Annotated in this window: 18 protein-coding genes; 8 read left to right on the forward strand and 10 right to left on the reverse strand. The window is 39.5% G+C overall.

Going from position 1 to position 15249, the window contains the following annotated elements:
* The first annotated feature begins 122 nt into the window (after window positions 1–122).
* The 6 genes from VSQ61_RS21830 to VSQ61_RS21855 all read left to right on the forward strand — a co-directional run bounded on the left by VSQ61_RS21830 (window position 123) and on the right by VSQ61_RS21855 (window position 5640).
* On the forward strand, window positions 123–1988 hold the full coding sequence (locus tag VSQ61_RS21830; protein WP_334346448.1) for a beta-glucoside-specific PTS transporter subunit IIABC: 1866 nt from the start codon (window positions 123–125) through the stop codon (window positions 1986–1988).
* A 22-nt stretch (window positions 1989–2010) separates the two neighbouring features.
* Window positions 2011–3420: a glycoside hydrolase family 1 protein gene (locus tag VSQ61_RS21835; protein ID WP_334346449.1), complete on the forward strand. Its 1410-nt coding sequence runs from the start codon at window positions 2011–2013 to the stop codon at window positions 3418–3420.
* 30 nt (window positions 3421–3450) lie between these two features.
* A complete protein-coding gene (locus VSQ61_RS21840) occupies window positions 3451–4281 on the forward strand; it encodes a PRD domain-containing protein (RefSeq protein ID WP_334346450.1) in 831 nt (276 codons plus the stop codon).
* 56 nt (window positions 4282–4337) lie between these two features.
* Window positions 4338–4475 (forward strand): hypothetical protein, encoded by a 138-nt coding sequence (locus VSQ61_RS21845; RefSeq protein WP_334346451.1) that lies wholly within the window; start codon window positions 4338–4340, stop codon window positions 4473–4475.
* Window positions 4476–4500: 25 nt separating this feature from the next.
* Window positions 4501–5121 carry a hypothetical protein gene (locus VSQ61_RS21850; RefSeq protein WP_334346452.1) on the forward strand — a complete coding sequence of 207 codons (621 nt, stop codon included), beginning with the start codon at window positions 4501–4503 and terminating at the stop codon, window positions 5119–5121.
* A 228-nt stretch (window positions 5122–5349) separates the two neighbouring features.
* Window positions 5350–5640, forward strand: a complete 291-nt coding sequence (locus VSQ61_RS21855) for a hypothetical protein (RefSeq protein ID WP_334346453.1) — start codon at window positions 5350–5352, stop codon at window positions 5638–5640.
* A 124-nt stretch (window positions 5641–5764) separates the two neighbouring features.
* Here the strand turns inward: VSQ61_RS21855 and VSQ61_RS21860 are convergent, their stop codons facing one another.
* The 7 genes from VSQ61_RS21860 to VSQ61_RS21890 form a co-directional block, all read right to left on the reverse strand.
* Window positions 5765–6724 carry a transposase gene (locus tag VSQ61_RS21860; protein WP_334346454.1) on the reverse strand — a complete coding sequence of 320 codons (960 nt, stop codon included), beginning with the start codon at window positions 6722–6724 and terminating at the stop codon, window positions 5765–5767.
* Window positions 6663–6863: a hypothetical protein gene (locus VSQ61_RS21865; RefSeq protein WP_334346455.1), complete on the reverse strand. Its 201-nt coding sequence runs from the start codon at window positions 6861–6863 to the stop codon at window positions 6663–6665. Before VSQ61_RS21865 ends, VSQ61_RS21860 begins: the two co-directional genes overlap by 62 nt.
* Window positions 6864–7581: 718 nt before the next feature.
* Window positions 7582–7887: a type II toxin-antitoxin system RelE/ParE family toxin gene (locus VSQ61_RS21870; protein WP_334346456.1), complete on the reverse strand. Its 306-nt coding sequence runs from the start codon at window positions 7885–7887 to the stop codon at window positions 7582–7584.
* Window positions 7888–7890: 3 nt separating this feature from the next.
* Window positions 7891–8139, reverse strand: coding sequence for a type II toxin-antitoxin system prevent-host-death family antitoxin (locus VSQ61_RS21875; protein WP_334346457.1), 249 nt, complete (start codon window positions 8137–8139; stop codon window positions 7891–7893).
* A gap of 130 nt (window positions 8140–8269) precedes the next feature.
* On the reverse strand, window positions 8270–9988 hold the full coding sequence (locus tag VSQ61_RS21880) for a hypothetical protein (RefSeq protein WP_334346458.1): 1719 nt from the start codon (window positions 9986–9988) through the stop codon (window positions 8270–8272).
* Between the two features lie 354 nt (window positions 9989–10342).
* Window positions 10343–11695 (reverse strand): relaxase/mobilization nuclease domain-containing protein, encoded by a 1353-nt coding sequence (locus tag VSQ61_RS21885; protein ID WP_334346459.1) that lies wholly within the window; start codon window positions 11693–11695, stop codon window positions 10343–10345.
* A gap of 1 nt (window position 11696) precedes the next feature.
* Window positions 11697–12053, reverse strand: coding sequence for a plasmid mobilization protein (locus tag VSQ61_RS21890; RefSeq protein ID WP_334346461.1), 357 nt, complete (start codon window positions 12051–12053; stop codon window positions 11697–11699).
* A gap of 872 nt (window positions 12054–12925) precedes the next feature.
* On the opposite strand from VSQ61_RS21890, the gene VSQ61_RS21895 reads away from it, so the two are divergent.
* The gene (locus VSQ61_RS21895) at window positions 12926–13168 is read left to right on the forward strand and encodes a helix-turn-helix domain-containing protein (RefSeq protein WP_334346462.1); all 243 of its coding nucleotides are present in this window, start codon (window positions 12926–12928) and stop codon (window positions 13166–13168) included.
* Between the two features lie 82 nt (window positions 13169–13250).
* Complete coding sequence (locus tag VSQ61_RS21900) at window positions 13251–13493, forward strand: helix-turn-helix domain-containing protein (protein ID WP_334346463.1); 243 nt, start codon at window positions 13251–13253, stop codon at window positions 13491–13493.
* Window positions 13494–13553: 60 nt separating this feature from the next.
* Here the strand turns inward: VSQ61_RS21900 and VSQ61_RS21905 are convergent, their stop codons facing one another.
* From VSQ61_RS21905 to VSQ61_RS21915, 3 genes are all read right to left on the reverse strand, one after another.
* Complete coding sequence (locus VSQ61_RS21905) at window positions 13554–13925, reverse strand: TnpV protein (RefSeq protein ID WP_334346464.1); 372 nt, start codon at window positions 13923–13925, stop codon at window positions 13554–13556.
* 164 nt (window positions 13926–14089) lie between these two features.
* Complete coding sequence (locus tag VSQ61_RS21910; RefSeq protein WP_334346465.1) at window positions 14090–14413, reverse strand: plasmid mobilization protein; 324 nt, start codon at window positions 14411–14413, stop codon at window positions 14090–14092.
* On the reverse strand, window positions 14413–15249 hold an 837-nt coding region (locus VSQ61_RS21915), incomplete at its 5' end, for a tyrosine-type recombinase/integrase (protein WP_334346466.1). The genes VSQ61_RS21910 and VSQ61_RS21915, both read right to left, overlap by 1 nt.

Below are 15249 nucleotides of genomic sequence, written 5' to 3' on the forward strand. Positions count from 1 at the left end.
TATATCAAAATCAAATGGCTGTTACTGGTAATGCAGGCAAGACCACGCAAAAGATACGTCTGATGGCGTATTTTTGACGTGGTTTTTTTGTGTCCAAAACAGACCAATGAAAGGAGCTTTTTATGGATTACAAAAAATTAGGATATGATTTACTCCCGTTGGTAGGCGGAGTAGATAATATCAGCAAGCTGACACATTGTGCAACCAGACTTCGTTTCGAATTCTGTGACCGCAGCAAGGTTGACAAAACTGCAATCGAAAATACTCCCGGTGTTATCAGCGTAGTAGAAAAGGGAGGCCAGTTCCAGGTAGTTGTAGGAAATGATGTGCCAATTACTTATCGAGTACTGATCAATGAAATGGGAGGAACCGCAGCAAAATCGTCTTCCGAATCTTCTTCCGATGATGAGAAAGAAAAGTCCGGAATCATCACTAATATTATCAGTGTGATTTCAACCACTTTCACACCGGTCATCCCGGCCCTTATCGGAGGTGGTATGATCAAGGCCGTACTGTCGATCCTTGTGCTTTGCGGCCTGGATGACAGCAGTTCTACCTATGCAATTTTAAACCTGATTTCTGACGCAGCATTCTATTTCATGCCTGTACTTCTTGCATATGGTGCGGCAATTAAATTTGAATGCAACCCGGTCCTGGCAATGACACTGGCATGTGCCCTCCTTCATCCCACATGGACGGGCATGGTTTCCGCCGGTGAAGGAGTTGATTTTTTCCATATTCCCGTACAATTGGTAGATTATTCCTACTCTGTAATCCCGATTATACTGAGTGTATGGCTTATGTCATATGTGGAAAAATTTGCAGAGAAATACACGCCATCCATTATCAAATTTTTCCTGAAACCACTTATTATCCTGTTTATCTCGGTACCGATTGCACTTGTGATTATAGGACCTCTTGGAAGCTTCCTCAATTCTGTGATTGAAGCCGGTGCCAATATCATCAATGCAAAAGCAAGCTGGCTTCTCCCCATGCTGATGGGTGCATTCCAGCCATTCCTGGTACTGACAGGTACCGCCTGGGCTATGACACCGATTGCTACCGTTCAGATCTCTTCTCTTGGATATGAGATCGTCAATGGACCTGGTATGCTGGCATCTAATATCGCACAGGGCGGTGCAACCCTTGCAGTTGCATTAAAAACCAAAAACAGCCAGTTAAAACAGTTGGCAAGCTCTTCCGGCTTTACGGCGGTTATGGGTATTACCGAGCCATGTCTCTATGGTGTGTTGCTTCGTTTAAAGAAGCCATTTATTGCTTCCATGATTGGCGGCGGTATCGGCGGTATCTATGCAGGCCTTTCCGGATTGGTACGTTACGCATTCGTCTCTCCGGGTCTTGCGGCGCTTCCTGCTTTCATTGGCGCAAACCCCATGAACATTGTACATGCAGTCATTACCTGTATCATTTCTTTCGCAGCAGCCTTTGCGGCAGCATGGATTCTGGGATTTGATGAACCGGCAGATCCGGAGCAGGCCAGAAAAGAGACTAAGCCAGCCGCAAAACCGGTTTCCGGACCAGCATCCGTGGCTGTGCCTGTCAACGGAACATGCATTCCTCTTTCAGAAGTAAATGATGCCGTATTTTCACAGAAAATTCTTGGAGACGGGGCTGCGATTATTCCGTCAGAGGGAAAAGTCTATGCGCCGGTAAATGGCACTGTTTCAACTGTATTTGATACCAAACATGCCATTGGCCTGCTTAGCGAAGATGGCGTGGAATTGCTGATTCATATTGGAATCGACACGGTAAATCTGGAAGGAAAGCATTTTACCGCACATGTAGAATCAGGACAAAAAATTAAGCAAGGAGATTTGCTGGTTTCTTTTGATCAGGAACAAATTCAGAAAGATGGATATGATACGGTAACTCCGATCCTTATCACCAATACGGCAGAGTTTCATTCGATTCATATGAATGCCAGCGGCAATGTGAAGGTTGGAGATGTTCTCTTAACTGTCCAGTAATTGACTAAAAAGGAGTACAGATATGCTTTATTCTAAATTAAATGATTTTCCGGAAGATTTTCTTTGGGGAGCATCCTCTTCTGCCTACCAGGTAGAAGGCGCCTGGGATGAGGATGGAAAAAGTCCGTCCATCATCGATATGTATGAGCACCCAAAAGAATATGCTGATTTTAAGGTGGCTAGTGATCATTATCACAGATATAAAGAAGATATCCGATTATTTGCAGAAATGGGACTGAAAGCTTATCGGTTTTCCATTGCCTGGACACGGATTATCCCTGATGGGACAGGGGAAGTAAATCCTGCCGGAATCGCTCATTATCGGAATGTGATACAAGAATGCCGCAAATACAAGATAGAGCCTGTTGTTACTATGTATCATTTCGATTTGCCTTATAGTCTGGAGGAAAAAGGCGGTTGGAGTAACCGGGAGACTATTGATGCTTTTGCAGCTTATGCAGAAGTGCTATTTACCCATTTTGGAAATGATGTGACTTATTGGCTTACCATTAATGAACAGAATACGATGATTCTGCATCCGGGAGCTATTGGCTTGCCAAAAGGCGGAAAGCTTCCCTCCAAAAAAGAATTATATCAGCAAAATCATCATCTAATGCTGGCGCAGGCGAAAGCCATGAAGCTGTGTCATAAGCTGTGTCCAAAGGGTAAGATTGGACCGGCGCTGAATCTGACGGCAATGTATCCGGAAACCTGCAATCCTCATGATTCCATTGCGGCCCATAACTGGGAAGTGCTTCGCTGTTGGAATTTTGCAGATGTTCCGGTATTTGGCTGGTACCATCCACTGGCATGGAGCTATCTGCAGCATCGGGATCTGGCTCCGGAATCTGCATCTGAGGATCGAGAGATTCTTATGGGTGCAAATCCTGATTTTATTGCAATGAACTATTATTCCACAGCAACAATTGCTGCCAGCAGAGGAGACAGTTCCGATGTGTCCGCAAGAGCCGGAGATCAGCAGATTATGCTGGGCGAAGAGGGTGTTTACCGTGCTGCGGAAAACCCCTTTGTGTCCAAGACGAAATACGGATGGGTAATTGATCCGGAAGGTTTCCGATATACTCTTCGGAAAGTGTATGAACGGTATCGCCTTCCTATTCTGATTACAGAAAATGGTATCGGAGCGCCTGATCAGCTGGAGAACGGTCAGGTACATGACGATTATCGAATTGAATTTATCCGTCAGCATCTCCATGCAATGCGGCTGGCAATTACGGATGGTGTTGAGATGCTTGGTTATTGCCCATGGGCGGCTCTTGATGTTGTCAGCACCCATCAGGGTTATCAAAAGAGATATGGCTTCATTTATGTGGATCGTGATGAGTTTGATCTAAAAGAAATGAAGCGGATTAAGAAGGACAGCTTCTTCTGGTATCAAAAGATCATTGAAGAAAATGGGAATTCCCTGTAAAATAGGGATAAAGTAAAAGAGGGTTGTGTCATGAGGGTACTAAAAATACTGAACAATAACTATTTGCTTGTAGAAGATGAAAATGGACGTGAGCAGATTGTTATGGGGAAGGGTCTGCGCTTTTGCAATGAAGCCGGTAAAACATTAAAGGGCGAAAATATACAAAAAATTTTTCTGCTGAAAGATAAAAAAGCAGTCCGTGACTGGGAACAGATGTTGGAAAATGTCCCGGAATCCTATGCAGAGGCAATTCATCTGGCTATCAGTCTGGCTGACGAAGCTATGCCGGGAGCAATTAGTGAGCAGGTTTTTATCACCCTATTTGACCACCTGGTTTTTGCATTGGAACGTTTGGAAAAGCATGTTATACTACAAAATCGGCTGTTGTGGGAAGTCCGCCAGTTTTACCCAAAGGAATTTTCTCTGGGAATGAAGATGATTGATTCTATAAATAAAAAACTCGGCGTTCATTTACCGGAGGAGGAAGCAGGAAATATTGCTTTCCATCTGGTAAATGCCCAGACGGAAAATCCCGATATGGAACGGACCATGCTGGCAGTACGGATGTTAAAAGATATCTCAAATATTGTGTGCTTTACTTTTCCCGGGAAAATCAAAACAAGCTCCATTCACTATTCCCGTTTTGTCACACATATTCAGTTTTTCCTGCAGCGTGTTTTGGAGCATAAAATGCTTTCTGGTAATGATCTGGCTATATTTGAGCAGATTATCGTTCAATCACCGGAGGGCTACAGCTGTGCAAACAAAATCGGTAATTACATCAAAGGTTCTTTAGAGGTGGATATTTCACGGGAAGAATTGCTGTATTTAACTATTCATATTTCTAGGATCATTCTGTAGGATGATGAGACTGCCAATTGGGGCAGTCTCATGAAAAGAAAAGAGGAGGCGATTGAATGAAACTGAGCCTGATGCGTGAATTTGTGAAGCTAACGGAAAATCAGAATTATACAAAGCCTGTATTAGAAGAGTTCAAAAAGATTCTTGAAACCTATGGGAATGAAACGGATGGGATGGAAAGATTATACGGTTAATCATACATTTGGAGGTTTTGCTCAGATGACGGTTAATTTCGAGTTGTCTTTGTATCAGTGTCCGGAGTTCTGTGCATCTGCACCATTCCAAATGGATTGCCGGGGCAGCGTAGACCCAAAAGATCTTCGTGCACGCTTTCGCACACCGGTTGAATGTGACTGGGCATGGATGGCGAAGTTTGACCATGAATTTGTGGGGCGGGAAGCGCTGGAAAAAGAAATTGCAAGTCCAAAGAGAAAACTTGTAACTTTGGAGTTTAATGCGGATGATCTGGCAGATGTCTATCGCTCACAGTTTACAGATGAACCCTACAAATACATGGATATGCCTTGTGCAGATCCTCAGCCGGCAGGAGGTCATCAGGACTATGTAACAGATGCAGAGGGGAATGTTATCGGTATTTCTGCAGATCCAACCTATAGTTCGCATTTCCATACCATGATTTCACATGCGATTTTGGATGTTGAAAAAATTGAGGAAGGAAAGGAAGTACTGGTTCAGTGGGGCGATTGTGGAAAACGCATTAAGAATCTGCGTGCAACTATTGCGAAATTCCCATACATACATGGAGTAATGGACAACAGAGATTATGATGTAAGTACCTGCCCGTCCGGTCTAGTACAACGAAAATTAAGTTTTGGATAGTTTGACACAGAATATTTTTCTGAGAGTGCTGCTTCACAAACGCAGTCGTAGCGGTGGCTACGGCGAGGCTTGGGGAGTAGTGCTATCAGGAAAATGGGCAAGTCAAACTGCCAATAACTTAATATTCGTTGTACTAGAATAAAAGAAAGAAGATTTTTACAAATAGAGAAAAAGACTGTATTTTTATTTGCTATTTTGTCTGCGATTGGTGTCGCTTTTGCATGGCAGATGCCAGGAATTCTCCTGATAGCTCTGATGCTTTTTTTCACAGGCACATTTCTTGGGGGAACGATTCCCACTCTAATGGGACTTCCGGTACAGCTAGAGAGCATTGGCCCGGTTTATGCCGGAACTGCCGGCGGGGTGATTGGTACGATTCAAATTTTCGGTGCAGTTCTGATTCCCAGTTATGTTATTTCACCCATTGCGGGTGGAAATTTTAGTATGATTTTTCTGCTTGGTGGCATTTGCATGGCTGTGACAAGCGTGATTTCTGTTTTTGTGAAAGGAATCCAATAATTCTAATCAGTGGAGCATCATAATTAATCATAGAGTGTGGTCTTTCTTAAATTCAGACCGTCTGGCTCCAAAAGACAAAATCCCCCATCTTTGGGGGATTCATAATGCCTTTACAGTCAGCTTCTTACACTGTCTGCTTACCGAACATTTTGATGTATTCCTGTGCCATCTGCAATGACAGGTTCAGTTTCTCCTGCAACCTTTTCAATATATCATTTTCAGAAAGCCCAAAATCAAGTCCTGTCTCGATAATGCCCTTTGCTTCGTTTTCTTTTGCAATTTCATCAAACAAAGTACACATATCAAAGTCTCCTTTCTCAGATAATGCATTATAATCAATCTTACAGTTTGTTGCTCCTGCCACTGTCATAATCACAGATTTATCTACCTTGTGTTCCCTTGCATAGTCTATGACTTTTTTCCTTGCTTCATCCCTTGACAGGCTTTTATCAAGAATCACTTTCATCAAATTGAAAAAAGCCACATTCTTCATATTATGGAGTGTCAGGCTGTTTTCCCTCGCCTCCACAAGCAGAATCTTATAGTCATTCACAAATTCTTTCATCTCTTCGGGAATATTTAACATCCCATGGAGCGATACTGCCCCATCCCATGGCTTCTCGCCATAGTAGACAACTATCGTAATGACTGGTGTGAACCTGTCTGTCTTTTTCATCCCCGACAGGTATTCATCTTCCTCCAGCCCCTTTGCTGTCTGATATTTCTTAGCATTGCTATCATACTGCTTTTTATAAGTGCCATAGTCATATCCCATGATCCGCATAGGCATTGCATAGTGGATATGCTCCTGTGATTCCATTCCCAGCATTACAAGTTCCACTCCAAATGCGGTGGATCTCTTACTTACCTTTATATTGTCTCTGGATGCCCTGATGCTCTCCGCATAGTCCTTATGCTCCAATACAGAGGATTCCTCCGTATCCACATCCTCCAGCTCCTCTGGCCTGATGACCTGTTTTCCCTCAAACAGCACTGCATTGAAGAGATCGGCAAACTGCTCATTACCGCTCCAGTAATTCTTTAGCACTGTATCTGGTTTTAAGTCCTGTGTTTTCTTTGCCATCCCTATGGTTCCTTCCCTCTGCTTCTTTTAGTATACTATCAACCCCCATTGATTTCAAGGTCTGACAGGGGATATTAAGGAACTCCAGCCTGAAATCCAGAGTTCCTTTGTTCCTATCCTTTAAAATAAAATTCTTCAAACACATCTTCCTTTAAAGTTCTTCTTTCTCACAGCGAGACACCTCCATATTCAGGAATTACAGGTATTCAGGCATATAACAGCTTATCCCCAAAATGGTACTATCACTTTTGGGAGAATCCCCAAAAACAGCTACCCTTTTCCCAAAAGCCAAAACTCCCAAAAACGGCAAAACAGCTATTTTATTTTTGGGAAACAAGAATCCCCATTTTACAGGCACTCCCAAAAACTAAATCCCAAAAATCAGCTCCCAAAAGTGGTTTTTGGGGAAATCTCCATGTTCAGGGGCAAACCCGATTATCCTCTAAGGGCAATTTTCCCTATCCTCTCCCCATTTCTCCCAAAAATAAATCGAGAACAAAAAACACAGGAAATTCCACTCTTAAATTCAATCCGTATTTACACCTAAACCACTTAAATTCCTTTATTTTCAAGGCTTTCTCTCTCCTATCTCTTCAAATAAAATTGACCTTATAGAAAGGATTTTTTCCTCTCTACAAGGTCATTCTATTACTTCTTATTTTCTTTTTGGGGCTGCCCCAAATTGCCCTCACAGGATATTCGGGTGTGCCTCGGGATAATCCGTTACTCGAACTCGCAAAGTAAAGATTGATTCTATACTGTTTTGTATGGGTGATTTGGTTCTATTTGGCTTTGTTTTTGTACAAATGTCCTATTCGTATGGTCTTTACGAATTGGTGTTATCATTTTGTTATCACTTAATTGTTATCAAAAATCCTTGTTATATCCTGATACCGATTTACTACTCTATAAATCTCTACATACTCATCATTAATTTTGTATATAATTACATAATCTGTCCAAACAACATATTTATAGTCTGTCCGAAAGCTAACTCTCCTTGAAAGATCCGCCCCTATTCCCGGAAACATTTGGACATCTTCAAATTTTTCATAAATTTCACGAATAGTCTTAGTAGCATATTCACTGTTATCTTCTGCTATATAATCATGAATTCCTTTCAAGTCATCCACAACTATAGGATTTATTCGTAATTTTAACATGATTTATTTCTCCACAAGGTTTTTCAACTCTTCAAGGCTAAGCCATCCATTTCCATCTTTAACTATTTCCTCTGCCTCCTGCAATTTCATCAACAGTTTCTTTTCCGCACGCTCACGTTCATAATCTTCAATGTCAAGCACGACAAACCTCCCCCTCCCGTTTTTAGTAAGAAATACCGGCTCTCCTGTTCGACAATTTTTTAAAACCTCATTATAATTTCTCAAATCTGATACAGGTAAAATACTTGCCATATACTTTCACCTCTTTTCACTATAAAAACTATCCCTTATTTCATAGTTTATTATATGCAAAAACTATGTAAAATTCAACTTAAAATTTTATGCAGACATTTTTATATTATAGATTTTAGGCCTTTATAGCTTATTCCAACAAACATCTTATATCTTCTATTTTTAATTCATCCTTAGAATTAAATTTTGCTCTTATATTATCCATGTTAAATTCGGATGAAATTAATACATTATCTATGGTCCCCAAACTCTTTTTGCGTGTTAATTGCATAATAATTTCTAATAACAGCTCATCTACATAACTATGCAAATGTTCTCCTAATGCCTTTAAGTTCTCTGGATTCTCTCCCGAATGAATTATGGCATTCCTTGTCCTATACATTCTGCGTAAATGCCATTTTAATCTTCGGGTATATCTATCTAAATCATTTAGAAATATCTTTTTTTGTTTAAATACCTCATTAAGCTGACTTATTCTACTTCTAATCAACGGATAATTTTCTAACATCTGACACAATTTCTCCCTTGTTCCATTATACTTCTCTAAAATCACAATACATGCAATTTTTAAATAATCATTTCCTTCTTCCTCAACATCCTTTATAATCTCACTATAGTCCTTTTTAGATATGTTTGCCTTAACATAGTCATGCAGTTCATTAAAAATATCATTTGCATAATCACTTTGCAAAACAGGAATAAGTGATTTTTCAATTTCTGCCATTTTTGTATCATCACGTTTTGAAATACCTATAATTTCTAATATAGACCATAAACTTAAAAATGCAGTTTTCATATCTGGATTTTCAATTGCCATATTATGATTTTGTAACACCTTATCAACTACACGAAATGTATCATGTGCATTTCCAATTAAAGAGGTTAAAACCACTTCAGAAACCGTCCCAATTGTTTTATCATCATAATCTTCAGAAACGGAATATCCTTGAGGTTTCAAATCAAGCGGAACACAATTACCCTCTTCATCTTTAACCAAACATTTTTTCAAAAACCACTCTTCTCGTCTGTCGCCTAAAAATTTGTAAAATCGTATAAACAAATTTACATTTTCATATATTTGTTGTGCCGCCTTATTTTCATCCAATTGCTCTGTTTCAAATCTTGCAACAAAAAATTTTTTCCTATCATATCTAAGTTTTTGTGAATAATCATCCTCTCCTACAAATGCATCCATCCTATTCTCAAAAACAGACTTAAACTGTTCTACCTTTTTAATCAACGCCACATATACTGTATATTTTCTGTGTTTAAAATCGAATCTAGACAAAAATAAATCTAGCATATCCATACTTCCAGATTGCCCATTTCCAAACACTTCATTACAATAATAATATATGTATTCTTGACTATATCCCCCTCCAATCAAGAACGGCAAGTAACAGCGCAATGCTTTTTCTATTTTTTTCTTTTCCTTTTCTTCTTTTACAATCTTTTTTAGATAGGCGACACACATCTCATAATAATTTACAAAATAATGATATAGGTAATGCACTATCCTTTTTTGGTCTAATACTGATGTACTCATCAAGCGTTGAATAATATAATTTATCTCATCTTCTGAAATATTATTTTTTACTACAATATCTCTTTCAAATGATTCAATAAACTCATCTAATACATATTTCAAATGTCCATCATTTATTACTTTTTCATCTGCTAGTTTCGCAACATGTAAATATTCCCTCATTAAAAAATATGAATTATATACCGGAACTTTGTACAAATGATTAGTATAATATCCAAGCATTTCTTCTATTTTTTGTGCAAAAAATAATAGTCCATCATGCTTATATCCATTTTTCCACTCACCTTGATTTTTAAATTTCATAATCTATCCCCCTTAAGCATTACAAATTTTCTACTAAATAACCTTTTATTCCAGAAAACTTTTCTACATGACTTTTGAAAATGCTTATATAATAGTTTTTCCCAATAATTCCTTCCCCTTTTTCCAGTAAAGATTCCTTATTATATGCCATTTAGATTCATAACCTATTATTTTTATTTTATTCATACTTTTCCTCATTTCTCGCACCAATGGTGCGATATTTTTCAACTCTACATCGCCTAAAAGCAACAAACTATTTTGTTAATTTTTAACAATTAAATTATACTATAACTGAATCATTTTCACAATAAAATTTATATTCCCCATGTACTTAACCAAATAAATCAAGCTATTTCAGTCTTTCCTTTGTTCTATTTCATCCACTCTACTGTACTTATTTTCTTTTGCTTTCTGCTCATTCTCATACAAATCATTCATCCTCTCATCAATCCTCACAGAACGCTCCTCAATCCCTTTAACACATTTCAACCTCTTACGAATCTCCATTATCTGCTCCGTCACATCCTGCTTTTCATCCCTAAGTCTTTCTTTTTCGGCTGGTAAAGCCCTGCGTATCTTATTCTGCAAATGCCTCCGATAGTCAATCAGTCTGTCCATTTCCGACTGGTTCTTATCCCTGTCAGCATATAAATCCGAAATTGTAACAATATTATTCTCCACCAAGTATCTTAACTGCGCAGTAATCTCGTCCATCTTCCGCAGTTCTTCTTTCATAAATGGACTGGTCGGTTTATAGTCCGTCCCCTTCGGAAGTATCCCCAGCTGATAACACCAATAATAATAAAGTGCAAGAATCCCTGTTGTTTTCTGCTTTGGTTCCCAAGCATTCTTATATTCTTCAGGCATATAAGGCGAATAGGTTATCTTTGCCTGACGATTCCCATATCTCGCATATGCCCCCAAACGTGAACGTATAAAATCAGGCGTCAACCTCTCATCTATGGTATCCAGCCTTGTATAATGTGAATACTGCGGCAGTTTCATCCTCCAATGCCTGCCCGAAAAATCCACTTCATATCCCTTTCGTATCAGATATTTTTCCATTGCCTCTACTGTTCTGCTCCCATTAATCGCCTCTTTCAAGTCCTCAAGATAAATATTATAACGTGTCGGCTTTCCGCCCTTTTCATCAAGATACAGCTCCCTTGACGGTGCCTTCTTTGGTCTTTCTATAACTGACAGACCATATTCCCTGCACAGCCTGTCGGATACATCACGCAATCTTTTCTGCTCTGACTTAGAATAGTTATATTTCTTTCCATCCAAAAAAGAGACCGAATTAAAGCAGAAATGATTATGCAAATGTTCTTTATCAAGATGAGTAGTTACAATAATCTGGTACTTATCTCCCCACATTTCCCTCGCCAGTTTCAAACCGATTTCATGGCATAGTTCAGGCGATACCTCCCCTGGCCGAAAGCTCTGGTATCCATGCCACGCAATATATCCGTCCGCCTTTTGATACTGTTGTTTTGTCAGAATCATCTGTTGCAAAGCAATCTCTTTCAAGCAGTTAATAGCAGAAACATACTCTCCATTACCTGTTTTCTGCGGATTTTTCACATAAGAAAATGTTTGAAAGAAGTCCTGCATACTATGATCGGATACTGTCTTTTTCGGATTTTCCACATAGTCAATCAAATCTTTTAACCGCCCTTTGATGTGCCATAAACTCGTTGTCGCCATATCAATTCTCCCCTTTCCGTATCCATTCATCCACATCAATCTTCCTTGGAGCGGTATATATCTTTTGCAGATTTATAATAAAATCTTCAATTCCTTTACATGTTTCAATAGCCATAGGATAAAAGAAAACACACATTTTAAAGATTTCATGAACCTCATACAGCATCTTCAACAGTTCCCAGAACTCCTTTTCCGGCTTTGGCTGTGGTACATATCCCATACATATCTGACGCAAAAGCTCCGACACGGACAGGCCGCAAGCATCCGCATACTGCTTTATTTTCCCATTTTCCTCACTGGTAAAATGGATATATACCTTATAATTTCTCTTATCCTGCTCTAATTTTCCTTTACTCATTTTACAATCCTCCAGCCTTATATTTCTTTTTAACATAGCATTTAGGTGTGCTAGACGTTCAGTGGATATCTGCCCATCACCAACTGAATCGAAGTATAGAGTGTCGCCTAACTTCGTCCACACCTGCAAGCGGTGTGGATGCGCCCACGCTTTAGCGTGGGCAAGGATTGTGGTCAACACAATCCGATGCTCGCTACACCTGTGGACATCTACTCTTGTGTCCACTCTTCTTTTGAAAGCTATTAAAAGAACTTTTCATACAACGTACAATTTCCAGCTTTCCTTCGTTGGTCTAAAAAATCTCCATATCTCCCACTTCTCGCAAGACCCCACAGTCAATCCCTGATTTCACCCAAACAAAAAAACCGCTACACAACACTACGAAAAATAAGACGTTTTCGCCTTACTTTAATTTCGAAATGCTATGTAACGGCTTCCATATTCAAAGCCCGTTTTCTACACCAACCGAAAAAGAACAACTATATCCCGACCGAGATCAGTTCTCTATCCACTAACCGATATTTTCCTATTCAATTACATGATTTAATCTTCTGTTTTTTTCAACAAATCCAAAAAATCTTTATATTCTTCACTGGATAAAATTCTACTGGCTCCTATTCTTGTTATATATTCCGCAAGTCGTTTATCCTCTTGAGACAGCGCCATATAAGCATTTAGGAACTCTATCTGGTCCTCATCTAAGTCTATGAATCTCATATAAATCACCCTCTGCACACTTTATTTTGAAATTCAACATAACCGCACACCGTTAATCTACCATATTTTATCTCGCAAGCCAACCGTACACCGTTAATATCTTTTTCCAAAATCTCCTATACTTTTATCAGCCATACACGGGTAAAGGGGATTCTATGACATACTCAGACGCTGTTATCAAAAGACTAACTGAATTATGCACCGAGCGAAATATCACTGTAAATAAATTAGCCTCTTTATCAGGCATTACACAATCTACCGTTGATAATCTGATCAAGGGTAAAACAAAGAACCCTAAACTGAAAACACTTCATAAACTAGCAGTCGGCCTTAACATGACCGTATCTGAACTGCTTGATTTCCCTGAAATGAATGAGGTCGCATTTGAGGATGAATAATTCGCTATCAACGGTACACCATTAACCTTATAACCGGATTCCTTTTATACTCAACTTGATTCGTACAAAAGGGAGCATCTTTATGACTTATTCAGATGTTATTGTTTTAAGGCTCACAAGGCTGTGTGAGGCCCAAAACATAACCACAAACAAACTGGCCACTTTATCCGGCATAACGCAGTCTACCGTTGAAAATATCATGTCCGGCAAAACCAAAAATCCCAAATTGAAAACGCTCCATAAACTTGCAATCGGCCTTAACATGACCGTATCCGAGCTGTTGGATTTTCCCGAAATGAATGAGACAATATTTGAAGATGAATAAAAGGCTCCTGTGCATAAGCCGTACAGAGCCTTTTATCATACCTTTTTATCAAAAGAGTTTCTATACAAAAATCAGCTCCTTATTCACGACTTCCCTTGCGGCATTACGGACCGCATTTATTTTGTAAACCCAGAGCATTTGATCTTCTGCCTTTAACTGCTCTGTCACCCCCTGTCTCTCGGCATATTCATTTACCAGCCGAAAAAACATATCCCTCGCCTGTTCATCTATATCGGCAAGATAACCATTCAATCTGCCGCTTATAAGAAGATTAAGATAAATCCCCTTATGACAATCCTTTAAATATTGCAAATGTCTCTGTCCATAGACGCCGATAGGTTTTTCTTTTTCGGCTGGTAATTCTAAATCAGGAATGAGATATCCGCTTTCCTCGTGATATGTACCGCCCAACTGTTCAAATATTGATTTCATGCTGTCTTTTCTCCTTTTCATTTTTTAATACTCATTTTTTTTAAATCATATATCCTTTTTATTGAGGATTTATAGGGACTTTGGTAGAATAGTCTTGTAGTTTGATTTGGGTTATTCTACCAAGTCCCTGCCTTTAGGTGTTTGCCGACACTTAAAGGCATTTTTTACTGTCCATCTTTCATCCCCTGCATAGTTCGTGTAATTAACTCAATCGTATCCAATAATTCTTCAGAAATATCCCCTCCTGTCTCTATCCTTTTCAATTCATTAAGCACCTTTGCCAACTCATTTTTAAGAGCCTTGTACACTCTGGGATTCCCTACAACAACAATCTCTTTTTCCTGCAGTCTCCGAACAATATAATCCTGCTTTGTTAATCCTGACAAATGAACAGCAGCCTCTATCTGTTCATCTTCCTCTGGTGACACCCGAAATGCCACGGTTTTATTTCTCCAGCGTCCTTTTCCGTCCAGTGTTTTTGCTGACATTACTCATCCCCTCCTTTTTCCATTTCTTCCCCAATCTCGCCGCCTGTCCGCTCAAAATTGAGACGCTCTGCCAGTTCCGCCTGTTTTGACGGAAACAAGTGTGCATAACGGTATGTGATCTTTTCACTTTCATGCCCTACTCTGTCACTAATTGCTAATGCGGTAAACCCCATATCAATCAAGAGCGAAACATGACTGTGACGCAGATCATGAATGCGAATCCGTTTTACTCCCGACGCTCTGCATCCTCTATTCATTTCATGGGATAAATAGTGCTTTGTAACCTGAAAAAGTCGATCATCCGGTTTTAAGCTGTAATACAAATTTAAGCAGTCCTGCATTTCATCAGATAAGAATTGAGGCATCTTTACTATCCGGTTGCTCCTTTTTGTTTTCGGTGTCGTAATTACATCCCGTCCCTTTAAGCGTTGATAAGACTTATTAATTACTACGGTCTGGTCCTCAAAGTTAAAGTCCGCAGGTGTAAGCGCTAACAGTTCCCCTTCACGGATGCCGCACCAGTAAAGCATTTCAAAAGCATAATAGGAAAGAGGCTTATCCATCATTTCTTCGGCAAATTTCATGTATTCCTCCTTTGTCCAGAACAACATTTCCTTAGCCTCCTCCATCCCCATAGTTCCTGCTTTCTTGGCTGGATTCATGTTCAAGTCATAATAGCGGATGGCATGGTTAAAGATAGAGCTAAGCTGTGCATGGATGGTTTTCAGATAAGTGGGTGATACAGGTTTCCCCGTCTTCCCCATCTGACTGCGCATTTCATTCTGCCAGTCAATCACATCCTTTGCGGTAATCTCAGACAATTTTCTTTTCCCCAG

The organism is Candidatus Merdisoma sp. JLR.KK006, from assembly GCF_036941035.1.
Taxonomy (GTDB): domain Bacteria; phylum Bacillota; class Clostridia; order Lachnospirales; family Lachnospiraceae; genus Laedolimicola.